Source organism: Tardiphaga sp. OK246 (genome assembly GCF_900188215.1).
Classification (GTDB): Bacteria; Pseudomonadota; Alphaproteobacteria; order Rhizobiales; family Xanthobacteraceae; genus Tardiphaga; species Tardiphaga robiniae.
In genome coordinates, this window is sequence record NZ_FZOX01000002.1 from 673,946 (window position 1) to 693,785 (window position 19,840).

Genomic DNA, 19,840 nt, shown 5'->3' on the forward strand with positions numbered 1-19,840 from the left:
GGACCGCTAACGCTCAAATCCGTGCTTGTTCCGGAAGCGGGAAAGCCTATGCCGACGAATGCCCTTTCTGAGGCCCACACCCTTGTCGCTGCAATCGTAAAGTGGCAAATCCCCGCCAGTTTCAACTGTTCACCAGCAGATTTCCGAGTTCAGAGCCTCGTGGAAGGAACGCTATTCAGTGTCAAGTTCCTTACAATGTATAACGGTGTTCTGAAGGTCAATTGATAAGAAGGCTTCGGCACCCAGGAGACCTGTAACGAGGCGCCGAACAAATGGTTATCACTGTCATTTAACTGGTCTAGGTCTATACGGAGTAGTGGCTGAGTGAACGATGCAATTGGATTAAAATTGAGGAGCCGTGCGCCTCCGAAAGACTGAACCCCGACGCGACCGGTGAGCTTCCAATTGTTGTCCCACTGGTAGTAGCCGCCGACGTAGCCGATCAGGTTTGCATTGACGGTGGCCAAGACAGTACCGGCTGCCACCTTTGTGTATTGAAAGGCGGCCAGCATTCCACACGTCTCGTCATCGTTCAGAGCGTAATCCGCTTCGATGACGTTGTTGAAAGACGTCGTCGCCAGTGAAGCGTCGGGCACGGAGCGCGTTAAAGTCTCCTGTATCATAATCGTCGGGATCAGGCCGCCGTTCTGGCGGTATATGTCAGCCTGGAGCCCGACGTTCCAGCTATTGTTCGTGAATGCGCTCCAGGCGTCAGCGCCTGCATGGGTGGCGGCCGCGCACCGCACCAGGCGCTTCCGAGTCACGTCACGGTCACGAACAAGAGAAGCGGGCGATCGGCCCGAGCCCGGATCACGGACGGGGGGCAGTTTATGAAGGGGCGCTGCATTTATCTGTCTCGAGGCCGCCAGCGCAAATCGGCTGGCGGCATCGCCAAGGTGACCGTCCTGCGGGAGGTCACGGGGAGGCTCGGCCAGAGTTATACGTGGAAACACACGTGTGAACGCGTGCACGCGTGTACCGCTTGCGAGGTGATCTACTGACAAAATGCTAGGGGCTGCGACCCCGTGTAGCACGAAAAACCGGGCATACGGTCCCTACACCGGGGGGGGGGCGTCTGCGCAACATGCTGGCAGGCTCTGTCCAGTCGCGCGATGCGGGAGCGGTGGAAGCCCACGTTCGACATCAGAAGGGGTGTGGAACCGACCAGTTCGCTGATGCGCTAGCACTCATGTTCCGCCCAATCGCCTACTTCGTCAGCGCCCGTCGGTCGCTACGGATCAGGTGGGGCAGGACGAACCACCACCCGCATGACGGTTGACTTTTCCGCTTGCCACGCATCGAGCAGCGTCAGACCGAACTGAGCATTGACGTGGTCAGCGATGAAGCTGGTCGGTGCAGTCAGCGTGACAACATCCGCCCTCTCGCCTTGGAACTTCAGCTTCGCGATCCACGCGCGGCACACCTCATCGCCAAGCCTCTTCCGTAGACGCGCCACCACTGCGGCCAGCAGTGGATGCATGTCCGGCCGATGGAAAGGATTGGGTTGAGCGGCGGGCACCGCGTCTGACTGGGCCGGGTTGGTTGAGCGCACGGCATCGTCGATGACGTGCACGAAACCCTTGATCAACCTCGCCAAAAACTTCGCATCGGCATCATCGACCTTGTGAAGCGTGTCTGCCAGGCGCGATAGTCGATCCATCGAAATGCCTTCATGCCGGTGTCCGACTCATCAGTTCGAGACGCACCCTTGCGAGGCTTTCTTCGGAAAGGCTGCCAGATCGCTGTTGTGCGGTCAGTTGGTCCAACCGGCTTGGAGCGAGTTCGCCGAGCAATTCCCAGCCAAGGGCAACGTCACCGCGACCCAGACGGCCAGCAATTTGAGACTGCAGCGCCTCAGATCGGACAGGAGGCGGTGTTGAAGGAGGTCGCGCGCGCGCAGCAGTAGAGCTCTCGGTATAAGAAGAAGGTTTAGTATAATCAGTATTTAGTATCTTCATTCCTTTATATGCAGCCGCCCTAGCCGGCGCCGGGTCGGCCGGAGCCGGGTATTCAGGCTGCGGTAGAAATGCCACAGCGTGTCTTGCAATATCGCCTGCGTCATCATCGGCGTCCGTCACGGGTGCGGGCTCGTCACGGATCACATACTCGAGCGCGACGAACGAACCATTTTCATTGCGGATCGTTTCGCGCGTGACGTAACCGGCAGCAATCAGGGTGCGAAAGATTCGCTGCATGCGATCCTTGCCAACACCCATGACCCGTCCGACCTGCGACAGATGCACACTCCAATTCGGAGGTCGCGACAGCAGATATCCCAGGACGCCTTTTTCATCGACGCCGATCCTGCCGTCTTCCCAGATCGAATTTGGAAACGACGCGTAGCGGGAACTGTGCTTTCTTCTGATTATAGTCATCGACGCTCGTTCCGATTGAGCAGTTTTTTGGGATTTCCGGCCGTTGCGTGACGCATTCAGAGGCGGCGCTCGTAATAGAGGCCGCGACGTCCACGCAGGAATGACCGAGAAGCGTGGAACAGAGCCCACACACCATGCTCTAGAAACGCGAAAGCCCGGCGATGAGCCGGGCTTGAGCGAAATGCATTTCGTTTCGCCAAGCTCATGGAGCGTTGGCGTTGCGCCTGGATCTTTATCTGATCCACGTTGACCTGTCCTTCGTACCGGTCGGCACGTCTTCCAGCTCAACCTGACTCTCTTCCAGTTGGAAAAGGCGTCTCGCGCGAGAATGCGTGGATGAAAATACTGAGTCCGTCCTTCGTGTCAACGCTGTTGATGCTCCCATTGAACGGGGCGAATTTGCCGCCTGTTGATAGCAGCAGCTGAACGACATGCGTGACCAGCACGCTTCACAATGAAGTTGCATTCTGCAGGAGAATTCACGGCGCGCTTCGCGCGTCTCATTGCCTCCGCGAGGCCGATGAGTGCGCCGAAGCCGTATGGCTCCTCACGATCCGTTCCGACATCCGTGGGATGTAAGACCGGATAGATCTGCTCCTCGGTGACGATGACCGGTTGCAGGCGTCCGAAGTCGGATGAAAACACTGATTCGGCGCTTTTTGTCGAGCGCCGTAATACCTAAAGGTTTTCATTGGCAGATTGCCGTCGTGCGCATCGAAAGGGCCGCCCGAGATGCTCGCTAATGAATTTGACAGCTAGTCCTGGCCGGAGAAAAGAATTGTTCAATTGAGGAACATTTCTTCGTGCGATAGCGAGCGACATCGGCAGAAACTGTTCCGGGAGGAGTTTTATTGCGTGAATCCGGGCAGGGCGGCGGTTCAGTAGTGTGCTCTGTTCTAAGCTGCAAAACCAATGCGGCCTGTCACCTCTGCGGGAAAGCAAAAGGCCCGGCACGAAGAGGCGCACGGATCATCCCGGTCAGCCGTTCACTCGGACCTTAGAGAAGGGCAATTATGACAGGCCGTTGTCGTGCTTCGAATAACGCGAAGAACTGATCGGGGGTGCAGGAACTGCGCGGCCATCGCCACCCTGCATTACGACAAGATCGGCTTTTACCCGTTCCGCAACGGAACAGGTAACTTAGGAAATCGAGGGCGGCGAGCTGCGACCTGGCCGTCACTCGACCATAATAGATCGTGAACGGATCGAGAACAAAGTTCGCTGAAAACGTCCAACAAAACGTCCAACACGGCAAACGGGCGTCAGCTGCGTGCTTGATTTTGTTGGGGAATTTCTTAGGAACAAGAGCTTTGGCGCTCCCTAGCGGAATCGAACCGCTCTCTCCACCGTGAAAGGGTGGCGTCCTAACCGATAGACGAAGGGAGCAAAAAACCCCGGCCGATCCAGCGGCCCGAAATCAGGCCAAGGATACCGCGGTTCTGCACGGCTATTTCTAAAATCGCCGCAACATCAAAGCTTTAGGGCTGATCTATCGCGGGCGGCACCGACCGAAAGCAAATCAGTTTGGTGCCAGCGGCCGAACGTATAGTGACGTTTGTTCGGGTCGGCAAGTGGGCGGTGAGGGATCAGGTGGATGATCCCCACGCGCGGCGCACGGACCTTGTACACAGGACATTTCGAACTCTTCTGCACCTCTCAACGGTTCTTAAAGCATGCAGGCTTAAGGCTCTCTCACGGGGGCGTGGAGTGATGCGATGGCAGTGACGAAAAAACGCGACACACGCCGGTCCGTACACCAGGCCGCATGGATCACGCTGGACGGTGGATTCGCGGCCCGGCAATGCAATGTGTTGGATCTCTCGACCTCCGGCGCGAAAGTCGTCGTCGACGATCCCACGTCAGTTCCCAACAAGATGAAGCTGGCCTTCTCGCGCGACGCGCGCACCGGGCGTACGTGTGAAGTGGTCTGGCGCCGCGGCAAGACGCTGGGCGTTCGCTTCATCGCATAGGGCTGCACCATCGTGCGTCCCGATATCGTCATTCCCGTCTTGATGGGCTGCGCGCTGCTGTGGTGGATCGGCCGTGGCATGAACTGGTCCACGCGCCTTATCGTGGCCGCGATCACGCTGGTGGTGATCATGGGCATCCTGCTGCTCGAACGCTCGCTGAACTAACGTTCAAGCGAACGCCTGCGATCAGGAGAGCGGCGGCGCGACATAGGTCTGGAAGCCGGGCCGTGCCGAGATCACCTGATACCAGCGTTGCAGATGCGGAAGTGCAGGGCGCGTGACACCCTCGACGCCGAACCATCGCCGCGCATAGCAACCGATGGCGATATCGGCGAGACTGAAATCGTCGCCTTCCATCCAGGTCTGATGGGAAAGTTGCCGGTCGACCATCTCCCACAGCGCCGCATTGGCATCCGCGGCCTTCTGCAGCGCGGCCATGTCGCGGTCGGCGACGGGCGTCCGCACCAGTCCCCAAAACAACGGGCGCTCGGCCGGCTGCAATGTCGTCAGTGTCCAGTCGAGCCAGCGCTCCATCCCGGCGCGCACCTTTGGCGTGGATGGGTAGAGGCGCGATGTAGCGCCATAGGCCAGGGCGACATAGCGCATGATGGAATTGGATTCCCACAGCACGAAATCGCCTTGCACCAAGGTGGGCACGCGGCCGTTGGGATTCATCGCCAGATAGTCGGCCTCGTTGTTGCGGCCAAATTGCATGCCGGCATCGATGCGCTCATAGGCGACGTCGAGTTCATGGCAGCACCACAGAACCTTTTGCACATTGACCGAATTGGCGCGGCCCCAGATCTGCAGGGATGGAGTGGGAGTCTGTGGCACGATGAACCTCGCTGGCGAATAAGCGCCGCAGGTTTAGCCAGCAACGCGCCGCCATCGCAAGGCCGGTCTCGTGCTGACCTCTCACAAAGGAGCGAGCCCGCAAACGAAACAGGCCCCGCGTGAGCGAGGCCTGTTCATGGGTTCAGCTTGGGAGGCGTCAGCGACCGAAGAAGAGCCACAGCAGAATGATCACCGGAATCGGTACACCCAGCAGCCAGAGCAGAATTCCACGTCCCATTGTCTCAGCCTCCATGAAATCAGTATCGCATCAACAACGCGGCACTGCTCATGGCGTTCCACCGCTGCACCTGCAGCGATGCGTTTTGTGAGTTACCAATGTCCGGTGTTGGGCATTGACGACCATGGCTCCTGCGGCGGCAGTGCGTCGCCTTTCTGCAGAAGCTCGATGGAATGCAGATCGGGCGAGCGAACGAAGGCCATCTGGCCATCGCGCGGCGGACGATTGATGGTGATGCCGAGCTTCATCAACCGGTCGCAGGTCGCATAGATGTCGTCGACCTCATAAGCGAGATGACCGAAATAGCGATCCTCGCCATATTTCTCTTCGTCCCAGTTGTAAGTGAGTTCGACCAGCGGCGCGCCTCGTCCCTTGGTCTTGGCAAGCAACGCCTCGTCTTCGGCGGCGCACAAGAACACCAGAGTGAATTTCGCCTTGTCGTTGTCGACCCGGCGGACTTCCTTGAGCCCGAGCGCATCGGCATAGAATTTCAGGGCCGCATCCAGATTGCGGACGCGCAGCATGGTGTGAAGGTAGCGCATTGGGATTGTCTCCATGGGATCGACACAAGCGTGCAACCACTAGGGCAGCGGCGCTTGCCATAGCAGCTAAACAAGACAAATGGCAGATGTCGTCTTGAGAAAGAGGGCGCACCATCTGAATTGTGAAGAGCGTTGCGCTCAGGCGCTGACATCCACGATGGCGGGCGTATCGATTTCCCGCTTGTGCCAGACGGTCAAATCCTTGCGCGGCTTCTCCCACGCATATTCGTCACCGTTTTTTTGCAAATGCTGAATGGCCGCCACATGGGCGTCATCGGCGCTCTTGGCCTCCACGACGATCTCCACGGATTCCTCGACGGAGCGAACGACGACGACGCTAAAAAATTTCCTTGCCATGCGGGCATAACCGGCAGCGCAAGGCTACGTTCCCGGCGACGATGTATTAAGCCGTGACCGCAGCATTTTATCGGCAACGCTGTCGTAAAGGGCAATCTCGAACCGTACGGGACTAGGTCGGGACGATACTGAAATGATGGTCATCGATCTTCTCCCGCGTGATGTCGACGATGGCGCCGGGAAACCGAACCGCCTTGCCCGACGAATCGAGCGTGCACTTGCCGCGCGCATAGACCCAGTGCGTGTCGCCGTGAGAGACGACGCGATATTCACGGGAGAACACCTGACCGGTCGTCAGTGAGCGATTGATAGCGGCGGCGACATCATCGATGTCGTCCGGATGAATGGCATCCAGCCAGTCCTGTAATGGCGTGCCCCGCGAGGCCAAATCCGCATTGACGCCGAACAGACGGGCGAATTTGCTGTCTGCATAGACGCGGTCATTGGCGATGTCCCAGTCCCAGGTGCCGACCAATCGATCCTGGATACTGGAATCGCCTTCATGATGACGCACGCCGCTCTGGGCGGCTTCGAGCGAAGCCATCCGCAGGATCTGCGCGAGAACTGTGTGATGGCCCGCCTGCGCCGAGATGGCGAGCTCCCTGCAGATCTCCGAGATGGGCCGACCGACAATCATCACCGCTCCCGGAACTTATTGGCCAACTGACCGTAATATTGCGTATATTGATGGGCATTCAATTCAACGTACAGGGAAAAGGTTCCGAAACCTTTCTGTACAACTTGGGAGTGTTACTCGTGTGGCGGTTTGGAAGGGCTTCGGACGAGGAGGCCTTAAAAATGGTTGTGACTTACCTCACCATTAACGAGCCGGAGCGCCGTCGCGAAATATTCGAACTCGCTGAGAAGTATGCGAAGGAGACTTGCACTCCGCCGATTTCGCAGGACAACGTCGATAAGAAGTAACAACAGCCGGGAAATAACGAACCGGCCAGGATGGCTTCGCGATGCGGTTCTGTAGTTTAGTTTGATCGCGGGAGCGCCGGAAATTAACAGTCCACAACGGCTTCGTTAAAATCCGATCGGCCAAGTAACCTTCATCGGTTAGGTTAAAACCAGAGTATGATTGCGCGGAAATAAGAGTGAGCTATTCATTTCCCATCGAGGGAGTGACCATGTCCGCTTCGTTTCACAATGCCGACAAGCCGACGCATCGACGGGTGATGCTGGTAGGATTTCTGTTCTGCGCAGCCTTTGTCGCCGTGAGCTTCTTCGCCCGGCCGCAGCCGGCAACGGACCATGTCCTGCTGAAAGCCGACAAGCTCACTCGCACCGCCGGCCAGCCCCTGGCTGCCAACTAGCCAAGCAAATCGTCAACGCTGGCTTGGCGTGGTGTTCGGGCTAAAGGGCATGATCACGCGCACCGGCTCTTGCGACACAGGTCGTTCATAGGCGACATGCTGGGCGTTTTTGCTTGCAACAGCGGGTGTCGGCTCGAGGAGCCACGGTACGAAGGCGATCATTCCGCAGACAAGCGCGACCGCGCTGAGCAGCAATACGCCATTATCTTCTTCTCTCGGTCCCATGCCATGGAAACACCGCACTGCGGCATTCGTTCCAATGAGCTATACGACCGCATACAAGCGGCGAGGGAAGACCATGAGAATTATCGTTGTTGGACTGTTGATCGCTGTCATCCCGCTGCAGGCCTTCGCTGCGGCGTCGAAGAAGCCAGTGGCAACGAAGCAGAGCATGACGCCGGCACCACGAAAAGCAGATCCGTGTAAGCAATACGGCGCCGGCTTCGTCCAGGTTGAGGGGACGTCGACCTGCATCAGGGTCGGCGGGAGCGTCGGCATTGGTGGGGGTGTTTCGCACTAGAGCGTGGATCGCCGCGGACTGCTGGCTACCTCAGACCTTCTTGTCGAGCTCGACCGGCGCCTCCGGCGGCTCGTGATGGTCGTCATAGGCCCGTTTCGCCTGCAACTGGTCCCATGCCCCCGTGCGCAATGACAGCCGACCGTAAGGCGGCGGGTTCGGCCTCAGTTCGACGGTTTGAACGACAAGGGCTGTGGACATCATCTCCCATAATGCCGCGGGTGCGATGGGGTTCTCCGAGCTCTGGAAGTGCAGTTAAAGCCGGGTTGGCGGAATCTCCGGCATTTGAACGATTGCTTGTGTGGCAGGTGCGCGGCGCCCGGAACAAGTCACAGTCGTGCATGTTTTGCACTCACCAAACGGCATATGGGACACCTTGCGTGGACGAAGATTTCAATGACGCCGGCGAGCAGCTCGCCATGTACATCAACCAGTTAATTGAAGAGGCCGACGACGATGGACGACCGGAAGAACAAGGGTCAGCCGGATCGCAGCAAGATCAACATGCACGAGGCGCATGAGGTGAAATACTGGACCCATCAGCTCGGTGTGTCCCGCGAGAAGCTGCAGGCAACAGTAGAGAAAGTCGGCAATGCGGCTGCGGCAGTGCGCAAGGAACTGGCGCACTAGAGCCGATGCATCGGACTGGGTGAACAAACAAGAACGGCACCCGATCGGGTGCCGTTCTGCTGTGTGGTATATCCCTGGCGTCAGATGCCCATGGGAACGCCGTAGTAATCGTTCACCGCGCGGGCCCGCGATGTGTCAGCCCAATTCCAACTATTGTCGTTGCCGTATTTGGGAGCGTTCTCCAGCTGCTGCTGCGTTACGCCAGTGCGATAACCGCCCAGTGCGGTGTCATATTTCAGCGACTGCCAGGGCAGGGGATAGTGATCGTCGCCGATGCCGAGAAAGCCGCCAAAGCTGAGCACAGCGTAGGATACCCGGCCACTCTTCTTGTCGATCATCACGCGCTCGATTGAACCGATCTTCTGGTCGTCAGCGCCGAACACTGCGGTGCCTTCGACCTTGTCGCTGCCAATCAGGTTACCTTGTTCACTTGCTTCGATGGGCATGTAGAGCCTCCCTTTTGGTTGTGTCTGGCCAACAGGTAAAAGGGAGAAACGTTCCTACGTCGTTGCCCTGCAAATGTTTTGGGACGCCCAGCGTCGTCAGCGACTGGCCACGAGACGCAGGCGCGGCTTCAGCGTATTTTGCAAGTCGTCAGCAAGCTTGAGGACCCGCGGATCGCTGGAGCGGGCTGCGCAGGTTGAGAACTGATTGACGGAGCGCGCAAGAGCCTCGCGTTCTTCGCGCGTACGCGTGACATGCGGACTCGACAAGCGCAGCACCATCTGGCCAAGGCCGACGAGCAATTCATCGAGCGCCTTGTCGATCTTTGCGATCTGTTCAATCATCGCCATTACTCCACTGCTCGCACGTGTGTCCGTGCGACACCGCGTACATTCATGGAGAGGAAAGCGTCGGCTTTGCGAGCCGTTCCGATAACCGGCCCCTCATGGTGAATGAAACGTGAAGCCGATGTGGGGCGCGTTAAGGCTTCACCCGGAGCTAATCGGCGCCTTGTCGCGGGGGAGCGTAGCGAAGCGACGCGTATAGGGTGACGGTTTCATTTTGCGATGCGTCACTGGAATCATCTTGTCGCGTCCGTTGTGTTCATCGAAAGCGCGAAGCCGCTCTCGGATGAATTCGGGGTGCGCCGCGTGAAAGGCCTGAAGCTGGCGTGCGAGCTGCGCACGGCGATAGCGAATGGGCATCATGACGCACCTCCGGTCTGGAACCCGAGCGGTGAAATCTTACAGGCCCTGAAACCAACAAAAAAGCTTGGCGTTATTTGGCCGGTGGTGAACAGAAAGGGTATCACATGAAAAAGGCAGCATTGATCCTGGCCACTGTCGCAGCCATCGGCACGACCGCCATGACGGCGCCTGCTGAAGCGCGCGGATGGGGTAGAGGTTGGGGACCGGGTCCCGCAATCGGCTTTGGTATTGCCGCAGGTGCGCTGGCCGCCGGGGCCTATGGTGCGTACGGACCGTACGGATACGGATATGGCCCACGCTATTATGGCTACGGTCCCGGCTACGGCTATTACCGACCGCGCTATTACCGTCCGGCTTACTATGGCGGTTACTATGGTCCCGGCCCCTATGCCTATGGCCCGCGTTACTATCGCAGCTATGGTTATTGGTAGGGCCGAACACGGCCCGGAGCATTGCTTCGGGCCTATTGCGCTGCACGCGCGTGACGCGCATTCAATAAAAAGCCCGCCAGAAATGGCGGGCTTTTTATTGGTCGCTGCTGCGAGCAGATCGTAGCTAGTGCCGCACACGGCGCTCCTGACGGGGTGTCACGAACTCGTTCCAGTCGGTTGCCCGTACCTTTTCGATCGTGGTCTCGTAATAGTCTTCACGTTCGCGCTGGAACTTCGCCTGTTTCTCGCGAAATTCTGCCACCCGGCGTTCCATGTCGGCGCGTGCCGCTGAAATTCTTTCTTCGTTCATTCTCTTCTCTTCGTTTCGCTCCCCAAGGAGAGCATCGATGCCGAATGCGGCATCAATCCGATCTTTGCAAGGCGACCGGTGGATAAGTTGCAGCGCGCGACGCTCACACAAGCTGAGATCTCCCACACCGAATCACCGGCAAAACAAAACCTCGCATCACCGCTGTGAAGCGAGGTTGGATATTCCAGCGCAGACGTAACGCCGCCGACGCCAAAGGGTTCCGTTATTCAGCACTCTCCAACGCAAGCGCCTGTTCGAAATCCCGCATCCGCACGTTGACCCAGTCTTCGTCCTGACAACTCAACAGCAGCATTTCTCGTTCTGCCTTGCGGCAGAATTCCGGATCCGGATCGATGCTTTTCCAAAGGTCGATACGTGCCTGCAAATCCATGTCAGTCTCCCTGTTTTCCAGCCGCGTATGCCCCGCCAACCCGGCGATTCCTGTGACGTCCCGATAAAACATTGGCGAATGATGTTCGCTATTTGTTCTAGTTCAGGTCAGCCATTCTGTCCATCGGGATCTCGCTGCGGCAGATTGGAATCCACGGAAATTCTGCAGGGGAATGGTGCGATCCGGGGCTCCCGATTTTGATCGCGATGGAGAGTGTCATCGTCATCGGTTATAAGGCCGCTCGATCGGGGCCTTTTGCTTCGGCGTCTGTCAGGAGAGCTGCATGAGCAAGCAGGCAATGCGCGAAGAGGCCGAGCGTCTGATCCGCGAGACCATGGAGCGCAAGGCGCTGGTGGTGAAGCAGGGCGACACACGGATTATGACGACCTGCGGCAAGTGCGGCGCGGCGAACAAGGTCTCGGCGCCAAAGGGCGTCGCGCGGGTGTCTTTCACCTGCAAGGAGTGCGGTCACGAGCAGGTCACGCTCTGACCCTATGCTGAGACCGGAAATCGGCGCGAAAATTGCTTTGTGTTTCGCGGTGGTCCGGGGCAATAGTTGCGGTAACGGCTCGGGGAGAGCCGACTGCAAAAATTGAAGGGCGTGAACGATTACCCTTGGACCGGTGCGTATTTGCTGTGTTGGGGACGACCATGCGTTTTTGGGTTTTGGGGACTTTCGGAATTTCTCTGGTGGCGTTGGCCACACCTTCCGCCGCTCAGTCCATTCGGACAGCTGAACCGCTCATTCTGGCGCCTTACGAGAGCGCGCTGGTCCAGGACGGGTCATGTGCGGCCGGCAAGATCTTGAAGGTCACCGGCGCCATTCGCGGCCTGCGCCGCAAAAAGCTTTGCATCCCGCTCAATGAGATCCAGGCCTCGCTGGGCTCGGTGGTTCAGTAGCCGCTCGCGGCAAGGCTTGCTTTGGCTAGACGACTTTCCGAGATCGCATCAATCGCCTGTTAACGTTGGAGCGAGCGCTCGCTTGGGCTGTGCGGGCGACGTGTTACCCTGCCGGCATGATCAGTCTCGTCCCAGTCGCCGTCGTCCTGGCGTCCGAACGCGGCGTCCGGCCGGCGCCGGTGATCGATTCCAGTGACGCTACCCAGCGCGACTATTGGGCCTATCGGCTGAGCGTCTCGCCGACCGAACTGAACGCTGCAATCGAAAAGGTCGGCTCGTCGGTTGCCGCCGTGCGGCGACACCTCGGCAAATAGCCAGGACCAACGGACGTCCCCTCGAGTTGAAGCTCCAGCAAGCCGAAGCCCGCAAGGCGAAAGCCCCGCCGGGGGAGGACGGGGCTTTCTGAAAACAGAGCATCGGGGAAGCTGCTCCGGCTTTACAACCGGTCGCGCCCGGAATCGTTCCGCAGCGTTGTTCGGATACGCGTCTGCATGGCTTCGTAGTAGACGTCGCGCTCGTGGATCATCTGGGCCTGGCGAGCCTTGAACGAAGCAACGCGCTTGAGGATCTCGGCCCGCTCAGATGGGCCCGAATAAAGCGGATCTCTCCGGGCAGGAGATGGCACGTTGGTTGGAACTGCAACAGGAATGTCCTGCGAACTACGCTCCGAGGTTTCAATTGCCGCGTTCGCCGCATGTACAATCAATGTAGGGGCCGTCAAGCGATCTGCGTCCACGGTGGCAGGCGAGGTGACGGTTTGCGTTGAAACGGACGCTTGCGATGGCGCGTGGCTCGGCGGTTGCCAGATGTTCAGTCGCTGGGCCGCGACCGGATGCGCTGCGGCGACCTCCTGTACGAATGCGAGCGTCTGCGCGACCAGTCGGTCACGCTCTTCTTTCCAAGATGCCATGACGCGTTTCCCCAATCCTGCATCCATTCTCTGCGAAGCGTGAGCTCGACGTCAATTGAATTGCATCCATCATGATGTCTTCGGTGGATGATCGCGCTGCCGCGCTTGCGGCGCATGGATGTTACCGCTAGTTCGGAACAAACGGAGATTTCCATGGCCAAGATCGATCTGGATTCACTGAGCATCGAGGAACTTGCGGCACTGCGCGATCATGCATCCGACAAGCTGGCGGAAAAAGTTGCTGCGCGTCAGGCTGAGCTCGAAGCCGAGCTCGATAGGCTCGCGCAGTACGGCAAGTCCGTGAAGAAGTCTCAGGCAACACCGGTGGCAAAGCCGAAGAAGGACGATCTGCCGAAGAGCGAGCTCTCCGCCGATGTCTCGCGAGCTGCATAAAGATTTCGCAAATCGGTATTTGATTACTTAAGGGCGGAGCTCATTTCAGCTTCGCCCCGATATTTGATTTTGATGTGGTGTTTTGACACCGTCCGCATTTCATTTAATTGACGCACGCTGGCGCATATTTTGCGCGCCTTGGGGAAGGAGTGCGGACGTATTTTATCGGAGCTTGTTTATGCCGACCCTTGATATCAAATCTCTTTCGGTTCCCGAACTCCTCGCATTGCGGGAGGATATCGACAAGCAACTGCAAGCGCACCGCGCCGAATTGCAAGCGCAACTCGCACAGATCAGAAACGTCGACGGCAAAACCAGCCGCGTCAAAGGCATCAAGGTTCCGGCGAAGTATCGCCATCCCAAAACGGGAGAGACCTGGACCGGGCGCGGCGGTGTTGCGGGCTGGCTCGCGAAGGAGATCGCCGCCGGTCGCAAGCGGGAAGACTTTTTGATCGACAAGCCCGCCAGGAATGGACGCGCCAAAGCGAAATAGATCCAGGAAACGTGGCGACGAAGCAAAACATGCGTTGATCCCGGCATGGCACCGGATCCCGGTCTGCGGCATTGTCGTCGGATCACTCCCTCTCGGACCTTCCAATGATTGCAACCGACCTTCGCACTGGCGTGGATCGTCTTGGCGAGATGATCGCCGAAGCCAGAACCATCGTGCCGTTCACCGGCGCGGGGATCTCGACCGAAACGGGCATTCCCGATTTCCGTTCGCCTGGTGGCTTGTGGACCCGTAACCGGCCAATTCCGTTCGACGAGTTCGTCGCCAGTCAGGACGCACGCGATGAAGCCTGGCGCCGGCGCTTTGCGATGGAAGAGACATTCGCTGCGGCCAAGCCTGGTCGCGGGCATCGCGCACTCGCCTCGCTCTACAAGGCTGGCAAGATTCCTGCTGTGATCACCCAAAACATCGACAACCTGCATCAAGCGTCCGGCTTCAAGGCTGACGCTGTGATCGAGCTGCACGGCAATACGACCTATGCGCGCTGCATCGGTTGCGCGAGGCGCTATGAGCTCGATTGGGTGAAGAGCAGATTCGATTCCGAAAGACAGGCGCCAGACTGCACGGTATGCGGCGAGCCCGTGAAGGCTGCGACGATCTCATTCGGTCAGGCGATGCCTGAAGATGAGATGCGTCGCGCAGCTGAGCTATCGCAGCACTGCGATCTGTTCATTGCGATTGGATCGTCGCTCGTCGTGTGGCCCGCAGCGGGATTCCCGATGATGGCGAAACATGCCGGTGCACGCCTTGTCATCATCAACAATGAGGCGACCGAGCAGGACGATCACGCTGACCTTGTCATTCGCCATGATATCGGCGAAACGCTCGGACCATTCGTCGGAAATTGATGCGCATCTGATTCGTTTGAGCGCAAGCTGTTCATAGCTGTCACTGTGTTCGTTTTTTGTCTTTGCTGATCAGGCGACAGTGTTATCTTCGAATCGAAAGATTCGCACCGCGCCATCGTGAATTAGCTTCGATGGGGCATGTGAGATGGCGCTGACAGGGCTGACAGCGCAAATGATAGTGGGATCCGGGGCCATGGGGTCGGACGCATTTGAGTCCAAGCGGTTGGGGGGACTGATTCCCGGAGCGGGTGGTCCGCGACCAGGGAATGAGCTTTCAGGCAACGCAAGCCGCGACGCACTCGACCCCTTTGCGGGTGTCGGCGAAGGCAACGCCGTCGATCTCGTCGAGATCAGCGGTGTTATCAAGTGGTTCGATGCTTCCAAGGGTTATGGCTTCATCATTCCTGACAATGGCGCAGCCGACGTGCTCCTGCATGTGACCGTGCTTCGCCGCGACGGCTACCAGACGGCCTATGAAGGTGCCCGTGTGGTCGTTGAATGCACCCAGCGGTCCAAGGGCTATCAGGCTTTCCGCGTTGTCTCGATGGACGAGTCGACTGCCATCCATCCGGCGCAGATGTTGCCACCGCGCACCCACGTCAGCGTGACGCCCACCAGTGGTCTCGAGCGGGCGCAGGTGAAGTGGTTCAACCGGCTGCGTGGCTTCGGCTTCCTCAGCTGCGGTGAAGGCACGCCGGACATCTTCGTCCACATGGAAACCCTGCGCCGCTTCGGCATGACCGAGCTGCGTCCCGGCCAGTATGTGCTGGTGCGCTTCGGGCCCGGCTCCAAGGGCATGATGGCTGCCGAGATCCAGCCCGAAGGCGGTACGCCGGGTCTTTCGTCGCACTAAGCCGTCTACGGTTTTCCAAGTTTCTTGCGGGTTTCCTGCCAGCCTTACCGTCCGAGGGCCATCACGCGGCTGTGCATCACGACCGTCTGGCGCTGGCACGCGTCGTCAGGCTAGGGTCGCGCCGCCCGGCGTCCTGACCGGGCTCTTTGCGTGGATTGCCCTTCATGAGTCTGTTTCGCTTCGCCGCCCGCTGCCGCCTCTCGATGCTGGCGGTGATCGCCGCTCTGGCCCTTGTCGGCCCTTATAAGCCAGCCGCAGCCGCCGAATTCCAGCCGCTCGAAATCGTCACCAAGTCAGGTGTGCGGATGTTCTCCGTCGAAATCGCCAAGACCGACGAGGAGCGGGCGACCGGTCTGATGTATCGCAAGGAGCTCGCGGATGGCCGCGGTATGCTGTTCGACTTCACGCCGGAGCAGCAGGTCTCCATGTGGATGAAGAACACCTTCGTTTCGCTCGACATGGTCTTCATCAGCGGCGACGGCCGGGTGCTCCGGATCGCGGAGAATACCGAGCCACAATCCCTCAAGATCATTTCATCGGGAGGCCCGGCACGGGCTGTTCTCGAAGTGGTCGCTGGTACCGCCAGAAAATATGGAATCGCGCCCGGGGACCAGGTGGTCCATCCGCTGTTCAAGAAGCGCTAAGTCATTGAATATAATGGGGGATGGTCGGGGCACTAGGATTCGAACCTAGGACCTGCGGTACCCAAAACCGCCGCGCTACCAGGCTGCGCTATACCCCGACGATGCGGTGTCGATACACGCTTAGGCCGGGGGCAGCAAGGCATCTGCCGGCGATTTCTCGCCTGTCCCGCACCATGTTCGACAACGGGTCTATTCTGCGGCTTTCGACGGCGATGCCTGCTGTTCTGACGTTGCGGGAGCAGCCGGCTTCGGCAACGGCTTGTCCTGCTTCTTCGACCACGAGATGTAATAGGCCACGCAGGTCATGATGCCGATGCCGGCGGCGCTGACGAATATTTGCGCCAGCAGCGAGCCTGACGACATCATCAGCTGGAAGTGGCCGACGAAGGACAGGAACACGCCGACGCAGAATACGGCGAGCGACTGCTGGCCGCATTTGATGAGCGGCTGAAACACCGGCCACTCCAGGCCTTTCCATTCCTTCGGCACGAAGCGGGTGACGAAGAAGGCGATGATCACGAAATGCAGCACGCGATAGGGCGCGAGGTTGGTCTTGTCGTTTGGATTGAACGCGTCGAACAACCAGTCCGGCATGATCATGTGGCCGGTGTCCGGGAAGCGACCGGCCATGGTCATGACAAGCGAGAACAAGAGATAGGCGATGCCAAAATACAGCAGCACCTTGGAGCGGATCACCGAGCGTGACTCGAGCGCGCCGCCGAGCGCGAACCAGGCGCCGAACACGAACAGCAATTGCCAGGTGAATGGGTTGAAGTACCAGACGCCGTAGGGATAGGCAGGCAGATTCCAGCCGAACTGGCGTGCCGCGAAATACAGCGCCAGCGACGCGAGCATCGTCAGATCCGGCTTGCGCAGCATCATCCACAGCACCGGCGGGAACAGGCCCATCAGCACAATATAGAGTGGCAGCACGTCGAGATTGAGCGGCTTGAACTTGAGCAGCAGACCTTGCGTCAGCGTCTGGATCGGATTGTCGACCAGACCGGCAACGTTGAACTCGTTGATGATGTCGGGGTCATTATAGCGCTGCGCCACATAGCCGATGGCGGCGATGTAGATCACGAACAGGATAACGTGGGCGACATAGAGCTGCCAGACCCGCTTGGTGAGGCGCGTAGCGCCGACGATGAAGCCCCGCTCCAGCATCATCTTGGCGTAGACGAAGGACGCCGTGTAGCCGGAGATGAAGACGAACAGGTCGGCCGCGTCGGAGAAACCATAGTTCCGGGTGGTGACCCAGTTCACCACATTGTCGGGGATGTGATCGAGGTAGATCGCCCAGTTGGCGATACCGCGGAACAGGTCCAGCCGAAGGTCTCGGCCTTTGGGGGGAAGGATGGCGTGAATATCCATGGGTGCCGCTTCAGGAGCCCTTCGTGATGCCGAATTGCGAGATCAGATAGACCGCTTCGTGCCCCGATTGTCACGACGCCGTGGAACGAATATACACAATAACGAAGCCGCCAAACGACGGAATCACGGATCAAATTCGTGACAATTGGATATACCAGCCCCGCCGTTTTCACCAATTTGTCGCAGTGTCGCAGCTGACCAAGGCCGATCCCGAGACGCTAATCCCGAGACGAAGGCCCATCCTTAAAAGGCTATCGCATTCCATGACCGCACGTATCTTCAAAGCCCCCAAGAATGCCATGCAGGCAGGCCTCGCCAAGACCAAGGACTGGCAGCTCGATTATGAGCCGGAGCAGGCGCGGGTGATCGAGCCCCTGATGGGCTGGACGTCGTCCGGTGACATGAAGCAGCAGCTGTCCATCCACTTCGACAGCAAGGAAGAGGCGGTCGCCTACTGCGAGCGCGAAGGCATTGCCTATCAGGTGATCGAGCCCAAGGTGCGTGCGCCCCGGACCATCGCCTATGCCGACAATTTTGCGTTCCGCCGCTCGGAGCCATGGTCGCACTGACGACCGGTTTGCGGGCAAATCAGCCTCCGTAACGCTCCAAATCTCACCCTGACCAGCACCGAAAGTTAGGGTTGCGTCCCGCCACGACGGGGTGACACCATCATGGCAGGCCCGTTGCCGGGCCGCCGTGCAAACAAGAAACAGACCCTGCAGGAAACGGAAGCCGATGTCGCTTCGCTCCACGATCGATCCCACCTCGGCCGAGTTCAAACGCAATGTCGATGTGATGAAGGCGCAGGTTGCCGAGCTCAAGGACAAGCTCGGTGCGGTCGCCGGCGGCGGCGGCAAGGCGTCCCGCGCCAAGCACACCGCGCGTGGCAAGATGCTGGCCCGCGAGCGTGTCGATCTGATGATCGATCCCGGCACGGCCTTCCTCGAACTCTCGCCATTGGCCGCCAACGGCCTCTATGGCGGCGATGTCCATTCCGCCAGCGTCATCACTGGCGTCGGCCGAGTGTCTGGCAGGGAGTGCATGATCGTCGCCAATGATGCGACCATCAAGGGCGGCACTTACTATCCGATGACGGTGAAGAAGCATCTGCGCGCGCAGGACATCGCACGGCAGAACAATCTGCCGTGTATCTATATGGTGGACTCCGGCGGTGCGTTCTTGCCGCAGCAGGACGACATCTTTCCAGATGAGCGCCATTTCGGCCGCATCTTCTACAATCAGGCGCAGATGTCGGCGCAGGGCATTCCGCAGATTGCTGTCGTGATGGGCTCTTGCACCGCCGGCGGCGCCTATATGCCGGCGATGTCCGACGAGAGCATCATCGTGCGCAATCAGGGCACGATCTTCCTCGGCGGTCCGCCGCTGGTGAAGGCCGCAACCGGCGAGGTTGTCACCGCCGAAGAACTTGGCGGCGCGGATGTGCATTCGCGGCAGTCTGGCGTCACCGATCACTACGCACAGAACGATGGTCACGCCATCGGCATCGCGCGAAAAATCGTCGCGACGCTGAAGCCACCACAGCGGGCCACATTGAACATGCAGGCGCCCCGCGATCCCGTATACGCGGCTGAAGAACTCTACGGTGTCATTCCTGCCGACGCGCGCAAGCCGTTCGACATGCACGACATCATCGCGCGCATTGTCGACGGCTCCGAATTCGACGAATTCAAGAAGCTCTACGGCACGACACTGATCTGCGGCTTCGCGCATATCTGGGGCTTCCCGGTCGGCATCATCGCTAACAACGGCATCCTGTTCAGCGAGAGCTCGCTGAAGGGCGCGCATTTCATCGAGCTCTGCTGCCAGCGCAACATCCCGCTGGTGTTCCTGCAGAACATCACCGGCTTCATGGTCGGCAAGAAATACGAAGCCGGCGGCATTGCGCGCGATGGCGCCAAGCTGGTGACAGCTGTCGCCACGGCCAACGTCCCGAAATTCACTGTGGTGGTCGGCGGCTCCTACGGCGCCGGCAATTACGGCATGTGCGGCCGCGCCTACAGCCCGCGCTTTCTGTGGATGTGGCCCAATGCCCGTATCTCGGTGATGGGCGGCGAGCAGGCAGCGATGGTGCTGAGTCAGCTGCGCCGCGACAATATCGAAGCCAAGGGCGGCACTTGGTCGACCGAAGAGGAGGAAGCGTTTCGCAAGCCGACACGCGACCAGTTCGAGACCCAGGGCAGCCCGTATTACGCAACGGCGCGCCTCTGGGATGATGGCGTGATCGATCCCGCAGATACGCGCCTGGTGCTCGGACTTGGTTTGTCAGCGTCGGCCAATGCGCCGATCGAGCCGACGCGCTTCGGCCTGTTCAGGATGTGATG

Annotated in this window: 32 protein-coding genes and 2 tRNA genes; 17 read left to right on the forward strand and 17 right to left on the reverse strand. The window is 59.1% G+C overall.

Features of this window, described 5'->3' with window-relative positions; all coding sequences use genetic code 11:
• Positions 1-149: 149 nt before the first annotated feature.
• The 4 genes from CHC01_RS10495 to CHC01_RS10510 all read right to left on the reverse strand — a co-directional run bounded on the left by CHC01_RS10495 (position 150) and on the right by CHC01_RS10510 (position 3,761).
• Positions 150-764: a hypothetical protein gene (locus CHC01_RS10495; protein ID WP_089264227.1), complete on the reverse strand. Its 615-nt coding sequence runs from the start codon at positions 762-764 to the stop codon at positions 150-152.
• 467 nt (positions 765-1,231) lie between these two features.
• A complete protein-coding gene (locus CHC01_RS10500; RefSeq protein WP_089264228.1) occupies positions 1,232-1,660 on the reverse strand; it encodes a DnaA N-terminal domain-containing protein in 429 nt (142 codons plus the stop codon).
• A 10-nt stretch (positions 1,661-1,670) separates the two neighbouring features.
• Positions 1,671-2,375: a helix-turn-helix domain-containing protein gene (locus CHC01_RS10505; protein WP_089264229.1), complete on the reverse strand. Its 705-nt coding sequence runs from the start codon at positions 2,373-2,375 to the stop codon at positions 1,671-1,673.
• Positions 2,376-3,686: 1,311 nt separating this feature from the next.
• Positions 3,687-3,761 (reverse strand) — tRNA-Glu (locus CHC01_RS10510).
• 329 nt (positions 3,762-4,090) lie between these two features.
• Here CHC01_RS10510 and CHC01_RS10515 point away from each other — a divergent pair.
• Positions 4,091-4,345, forward strand: a complete 255-nt coding sequence (locus tag CHC01_RS10515; RefSeq protein ID WP_089264230.1) for a PilZ domain-containing protein — start codon at positions 4,091-4,093, stop codon at positions 4,343-4,345.
• Between the two features lie 12 nt (positions 4,346-4,357).
• Positions 4,358-4,510, forward strand: a complete 153-nt coding sequence (locus tag CHC01_RS32450; protein WP_089264231.1) for a hypothetical protein — start codon at positions 4,358-4,360, stop codon at positions 4,508-4,510.
• A gap of 21 nt (positions 4,511-4,531) precedes the next feature.
• Here CHC01_RS32450 and CHC01_RS10525 read toward each other — a convergent pair whose 3' ends face one another.
• The 4 genes from CHC01_RS10525 to CHC01_RS10540 all read right to left on the reverse strand — a co-directional run bounded on the left by CHC01_RS10525 (position 4,532) and on the right by CHC01_RS10540 (position 6,953).
• Positions 4,532-5,179 (reverse strand): glutathione S-transferase family protein, encoded by a 648-nt coding sequence (locus CHC01_RS10525; protein WP_089264232.1) that lies wholly within the window; start codon positions 5,177-5,179, stop codon positions 4,532-4,534.
• A gap of 330 nt (positions 5,180-5,509) precedes the next feature.
• Positions 5,510-5,959 (reverse strand): VOC family protein, encoded by a 450-nt coding sequence (locus CHC01_RS10530; RefSeq protein WP_089264233.1) that lies wholly within the window; start codon positions 5,957-5,959, stop codon positions 5,510-5,512.
• A 138-nt stretch (positions 5,960-6,097) separates the two neighbouring features.
• On the reverse strand, positions 6,098-6,265 hold the full coding sequence (locus tag CHC01_RS10535) for a hypothetical protein (RefSeq protein ID WP_244558297.1): 168 nt from the start codon (positions 6,263-6,265) through the stop codon (positions 6,098-6,100).
• A gap of 163 nt (positions 6,266-6,428) precedes the next feature.
• Positions 6,429-6,953, reverse strand: a complete 525-nt coding sequence (locus CHC01_RS10540) for a PAS domain-containing protein (protein WP_089264235.1) — start codon at positions 6,951-6,953, stop codon at positions 6,429-6,431.
• A gap of 496 nt (positions 6,954-7,449) precedes the next feature.
• On the opposite strand from CHC01_RS10540, the gene CHC01_RS10550 reads away from it, so the two are divergent.
• Positions 7,450-7,635, forward strand: coding sequence for a hypothetical protein (locus CHC01_RS10550; RefSeq protein ID WP_141137076.1), 186 nt, complete (start codon positions 7,450-7,452; stop codon positions 7,633-7,635).
• A gap of 12 nt (positions 7,636-7,647) precedes the next feature.
• On the opposite strand, the gene CHC01_RS31875 is transcribed toward CHC01_RS10550, so the two are convergent.
• Positions 7,648-7,860 carry a hypothetical protein gene (locus CHC01_RS31875; protein WP_141137077.1) on the reverse strand — a complete coding sequence of 71 codons (213 nt, stop codon included), beginning with the start codon at positions 7,858-7,860 and terminating at the stop codon, positions 7,648-7,650.
• 73 nt (positions 7,861-7,933) lie between these two features.
• Here CHC01_RS31875 and CHC01_RS10555 point away from each other — a divergent pair, with 73 nt between their 5' ends.
• Positions 7,934-8,155 (forward strand): hypothetical protein, encoded by a 222-nt coding sequence (locus CHC01_RS10555; RefSeq protein WP_141137078.1) that lies wholly within the window; start codon positions 7,934-7,936, stop codon positions 8,153-8,155.
• 30 nt (positions 8,156-8,185) lie between these two features.
• On the opposite strand, the gene CHC01_RS32455 is transcribed toward CHC01_RS10555, so the two are convergent.
• The gene (locus tag CHC01_RS32455) at positions 8,186-8,353 is read right to left on the reverse strand and encodes a hypothetical protein (protein ID WP_170849665.1); all 168 of its coding nucleotides are present in this window, start codon (positions 8,351-8,353) and stop codon (positions 8,186-8,188) included.
• Between the two features lie 255 nt (positions 8,354-8,608).
• On the opposite strand from CHC01_RS32455, the gene CHC01_RS10560 reads away from it, so the two are divergent.
• Positions 8,609-8,782, forward strand: coding sequence for a DUF3606 domain-containing protein (locus tag CHC01_RS10560; RefSeq protein ID WP_089264239.1), 174 nt, complete (start codon positions 8,609-8,611; stop codon positions 8,780-8,782).
• A gap of 80 nt (positions 8,783-8,862) precedes the next feature.
• Here the strand turns inward: CHC01_RS10560 and CHC01_RS10565 are convergent, their stop codons facing one another.
• Positions 8,863-9,228, reverse strand: coding sequence for a PRC-barrel domain-containing protein (locus CHC01_RS10565; RefSeq protein ID WP_089264240.1), 366 nt, complete (start codon positions 9,226-9,228; stop codon positions 8,863-8,865).
• A gap of 96 nt (positions 9,229-9,324) precedes the next feature.
• A complete protein-coding gene (locus tag CHC01_RS10570) occupies positions 9,325-9,570 on the reverse strand; it encodes a hypothetical protein (protein WP_089264241.1) in 246 nt (81 codons plus the stop codon).
• A 222-nt stretch (positions 9,571-9,792) separates the two neighbouring features.
• Between CHC01_RS10570 and CHC01_RS31880 the strand changes: the two genes are divergently transcribed.
• Both CHC01_RS31880 and CHC01_RS10580 read left to right on the forward strand, forming a co-directional pair.
• On the forward strand, positions 9,793-10,041 hold the full coding sequence (locus CHC01_RS31880; RefSeq protein WP_141137079.1) for a hypothetical protein: 249 nt from the start codon (positions 9,793-9,795) through the stop codon (positions 10,039-10,041).
• Positions 10,038-10,364 carry a hypothetical protein gene (locus CHC01_RS10580; RefSeq protein ID WP_089264243.1) on the forward strand — a complete coding sequence of 109 codons (327 nt, stop codon included), beginning with the start codon at positions 10,038-10,040 and terminating at the stop codon, positions 10,362-10,364. The genes CHC01_RS31880 and CHC01_RS10580 overlap by 4 nt, the downstream gene beginning before the upstream one ends.
• A 124-nt stretch (positions 10,365-10,488) precedes the next feature.
• On the opposite strand, the gene CHC01_RS31885 is transcribed toward CHC01_RS10580, so the two are convergent.
• Together CHC01_RS31885 and CHC01_RS32460 are read right to left on the reverse strand one after the other, a co-directional pair.
• Positions 10,489-10,674 carry a hypothetical protein gene (locus tag CHC01_RS31885; RefSeq protein ID WP_139069921.1) on the reverse strand — a complete coding sequence of 62 codons (186 nt, stop codon included), beginning with the start codon at positions 10,672-10,674 and terminating at the stop codon, positions 10,489-10,491.
• A gap of 223 nt (positions 10,675-10,897) precedes the next feature.
• Positions 10,898-11,065, reverse strand: coding sequence for a hypothetical protein (locus CHC01_RS32460; RefSeq protein ID WP_176454552.1), 168 nt, complete (start codon positions 11,063-11,065; stop codon positions 10,898-10,900).
• Between the two features lie 283 nt (positions 11,066-11,348).
• On the opposite strand from CHC01_RS32460, the gene CHC01_RS10595 reads away from it, so the two are divergent.
• The 3 genes from CHC01_RS10595 to CHC01_RS10605 all read left to right on the forward strand — a co-directional run bounded on the left by CHC01_RS10595 (position 11,349) and on the right by CHC01_RS10605 (position 12,279).
• On the forward strand, positions 11,349-11,555 hold the full coding sequence (locus CHC01_RS10595) for a hypothetical protein (protein ID WP_089264246.1): 207 nt from the start codon (positions 11,349-11,351) through the stop codon (positions 11,553-11,555).
• 161 nt (positions 11,556-11,716) lie between these two features.
• Positions 11,717-11,965, forward strand: coding sequence for a DUF6719 family protein (locus tag CHC01_RS10600; RefSeq protein WP_139212548.1), 249 nt, complete (start codon positions 11,717-11,719; stop codon positions 11,963-11,965).
• A gap of 116 nt (positions 11,966-12,081) precedes the next feature.
• Positions 12,082-12,279, forward strand: a complete 198-nt coding sequence (locus tag CHC01_RS10605) for a DUF3606 domain-containing protein (protein ID WP_089264248.1) — start codon at positions 12,082-12,084, stop codon at positions 12,277-12,279.
• 122 nt (positions 12,280-12,401) lie between these two features.
• On the opposite strand, the gene CHC01_RS10610 is transcribed toward CHC01_RS10605, so the two are convergent.
• Positions 12,402-12,890: a hypothetical protein gene (locus tag CHC01_RS10610; RefSeq protein ID WP_210421663.1), complete on the reverse strand. Its 489-nt coding sequence runs from the start codon at positions 12,888-12,890 to the stop codon at positions 12,402-12,404.
• 138 nt (positions 12,891-13,028) lie between these two features.
• Between CHC01_RS10610 and CHC01_RS10615 the strand changes: the two genes are divergently transcribed.
• The 5 genes from CHC01_RS10615 to CHC01_RS10635 all read left to right on the forward strand — a co-directional run bounded on the left by CHC01_RS10615 (position 13,029) and on the right by CHC01_RS10635 (position 16,124).
• Positions 13,029-13,268, forward strand: coding sequence for a hypothetical protein (locus CHC01_RS10615; RefSeq protein ID WP_089264691.1), 240 nt, complete (start codon positions 13,029-13,031; stop codon positions 13,266-13,268).
• 178 nt (positions 13,269-13,446) lie between these two features.
• The gene (locus CHC01_RS10620) at positions 13,447-13,761 is read left to right on the forward strand and encodes an H-NS histone family protein (RefSeq protein ID WP_089264250.1); all 315 of its coding nucleotides are present in this window, start codon (positions 13,447-13,449) and stop codon (positions 13,759-13,761) included.
• Between the two features lie 104 nt (positions 13,762-13,865).
• On the forward strand, positions 13,866-14,627 hold the full coding sequence (locus tag CHC01_RS10625; RefSeq protein WP_089264251.1) for an SIR2 family NAD-dependent protein deacylase: 762 nt from the start codon (positions 13,866-13,868) through the stop codon (positions 14,625-14,627).
• Positions 14,628-14,820: 193 nt separating this feature from the next.
• Entirely contained in the window at positions 14,821-15,480 is a 660-nt protein-coding gene (locus tag CHC01_RS10630) for a cold-shock protein (protein WP_170849667.1), read from the forward strand.
• A 164-nt stretch (positions 15,481-15,644) separates the two neighbouring features.
• Positions 15,645-16,124, forward strand: coding sequence for a DUF192 domain-containing protein (locus tag CHC01_RS10635; RefSeq protein WP_089264252.1), 480 nt, complete (start codon positions 15,645-15,647; stop codon positions 16,122-16,124).
• A 21-nt stretch (positions 16,125-16,145) separates the two neighbouring features.
• Here CHC01_RS10635 and CHC01_RS10640 read toward each other — a convergent pair.
• Both CHC01_RS10640 and CHC01_RS10645 read right to left on the reverse strand, forming a co-directional pair.
• A tRNA-Pro gene (locus CHC01_RS10640) sits at positions 16,146-16,222 on the reverse strand.
• A 91-nt stretch (positions 16,223-16,313) separates the two neighbouring features.
• Positions 16,314-17,498, reverse strand: a complete 1,185-nt coding sequence (locus tag CHC01_RS10645; protein WP_089264253.1) for an OpgC domain-containing protein — start codon at positions 17,496-17,498, stop codon at positions 16,314-16,316.
• 263 nt (positions 17,499-17,761) lie between these two features.
• Here CHC01_RS10645 and CHC01_RS10650 point away from each other — a divergent pair, with 263 nt between their 5' ends.
• Positions 17,762-18,067 carry an ETC complex I subunit gene (locus CHC01_RS10650; RefSeq protein WP_089264254.1) on the forward strand — a complete coding sequence of 102 codons (306 nt, stop codon included), beginning with the start codon at positions 17,762-17,764 and terminating at the stop codon, positions 18,065-18,067.
• Between the two features lie 166 nt (positions 18,068-18,233).
• Entirely contained in the window at positions 18,234-19,838 is a 1,605-nt protein-coding gene (locus CHC01_RS10655; RefSeq protein WP_089264255.1) for a carboxyl transferase domain-containing protein, read from the forward strand.
• Positions 19,839-19,840 lie beyond the last annotated feature (2 nt).

Coding starts and splice junctions, on each gene's coding strand:
- CHC01_RS10500 (WP_089264228.1), bottom strand. CDS start 1,660: ATGGATCGACTATCGCGCCTGGCAGACACGCTTCACAAGGTCGATGAT.
- CHC01_RS10505 (WP_089264229.1), bottom strand. CDS start 2,375: ATGACTATAATCAGAAGAAAGCACAGTTCCCGCTACGCGTCGTTTCCA.
- CHC01_RS10515 (WP_089264230.1), top strand. CDS start 4,091: ATGGCAGTGACGAAAAAACGCGACACACGCCGGTCCGTACACCAGGCC.
- CHC01_RS10530 (WP_089264233.1), bottom strand. CDS start 5,959: ATGCGCTACCTTCACACCATGCTGCGCGTCCGCAATCTGGATGCGGCC.
- CHC01_RS10540 (WP_089264235.1), bottom strand. CDS start 6,953: ATGATTGTCGGTCGGCCCATCTCGGAGATCTGCAGGGAGCTCGCCATC.
- CHC01_RS10550 (WP_141137076.1), top strand. CDS start 7,450: ATGTCCGCTTCGTTTCACAATGCCGACAAGCCGACGCATCGACGGGTG.
- CHC01_RS31875 (WP_141137077.1), bottom strand. CDS start 7,860: ATGGGACCGAGAGAAGAAGATAATGGCGTATTGCTGCTCAGCGCGGTC.
- CHC01_RS10555 (WP_141137078.1), top strand. CDS start 7,934: ATGAGAATTATCGTTGTTGGACTGTTGATCGCTGTCATCCCGCTGCAG.
- CHC01_RS32455 (WP_170849665.1), bottom strand. CDS start 8,353: ATGTCCACAGCCCTTGTCGTTCAAACCGTCGAACTGAGGCCGAACCCG.
- CHC01_RS10560 (WP_089264239.1), top strand. CDS start 8,609: ATGGACGACCGGAAGAACAAGGGTCAGCCGGATCGCAGCAAGATCAAC.
- CHC01_RS10565 (WP_089264240.1), bottom strand. CDS start 9,228: ATGCCCATCGAAGCAAGTGAACAAGGTAACCTGATTGGCAGCGACAAG.
- CHC01_RS10570 (WP_089264241.1), bottom strand. CDS start 9,570: ATGATTGAACAGATCGCAAAGATCGACAAGGCGCTCGATGAATTGCTC.
- CHC01_RS31880 (WP_141137079.1), top strand. CDS start 9,793: ATGCGTCACTGGAATCATCTTGTCGCGTCCGTTGTGTTCATCGAAAGC.
- CHC01_RS10580 (WP_089264243.1), top strand. CDS start 10,038: ATGAAAAAGGCAGCATTGATCCTGGCCACTGTCGCAGCCATCGGCACG.
- CHC01_RS31885 (WP_139069921.1), bottom strand. CDS start 10,674: ATGAACGAAGAAAGAATTTCAGCGGCACGCGCCGACATGGAACGCCGG.
- CHC01_RS32460 (WP_176454552.1), bottom strand. CDS start 11,065: ATGGATTTGCAGGCACGTATCGACCTTTGGAAAAGCATCGATCCGGAT.
- CHC01_RS10595 (WP_089264246.1), top strand. CDS start 11,349: ATGAGCAAGCAGGCAATGCGCGAAGAGGCCGAGCGTCTGATCCGCGAG.
- CHC01_RS10600 (WP_139212548.1), top strand. CDS start 11,717: ATGCGTTTTTGGGTTTTGGGGACTTTCGGAATTTCTCTGGTGGCGTTG.
- CHC01_RS10605 (WP_089264248.1), top strand. CDS start 12,082: ATGATCAGTCTCGTCCCAGTCGCCGTCGTCCTGGCGTCCGAACGCGGC.
- CHC01_RS10615 (WP_089264691.1), top strand. CDS start 13,029: ATGGCCAAGATCGATCTGGATTCACTGAGCATCGAGGAACTTGCGGCA.
- CHC01_RS10620 (WP_089264250.1), top strand. CDS start 13,447: ATGCCGACCCTTGATATCAAATCTCTTTCGGTTCCCGAACTCCTCGCA.
- CHC01_RS10625 (WP_089264251.1), top strand. CDS start 13,866: ATGATTGCAACCGACCTTCGCACTGGCGTGGATCGTCTTGGCGAGATG.
- CHC01_RS10630 (WP_170849667.1), top strand. CDS start 14,821: ATGGGGTCGGACGCATTTGAGTCCAAGCGGTTGGGGGGACTGATTCCC.
- CHC01_RS10635 (WP_089264252.1), top strand. CDS start 15,645: ATGAGTCTGTTTCGCTTCGCCGCCCGCTGCCGCCTCTCGATGCTGGCG.
- CHC01_RS10645 (WP_089264253.1), bottom strand. CDS start 17,498: ATGGATATTCACGCCATCCTTCCCCCCAAAGGCCGAGACCTTCGGCTG.
- CHC01_RS10650 (WP_089264254.1), top strand. CDS start 17,762: ATGACCGCACGTATCTTCAAAGCCCCCAAGAATGCCATGCAGGCAGGC.
- CHC01_RS10655 (WP_089264255.1), top strand. CDS start 18,234: ATGTCGCTTCGCTCCACGATCGATCCCACCTCGGCCGAGTTCAAACGC.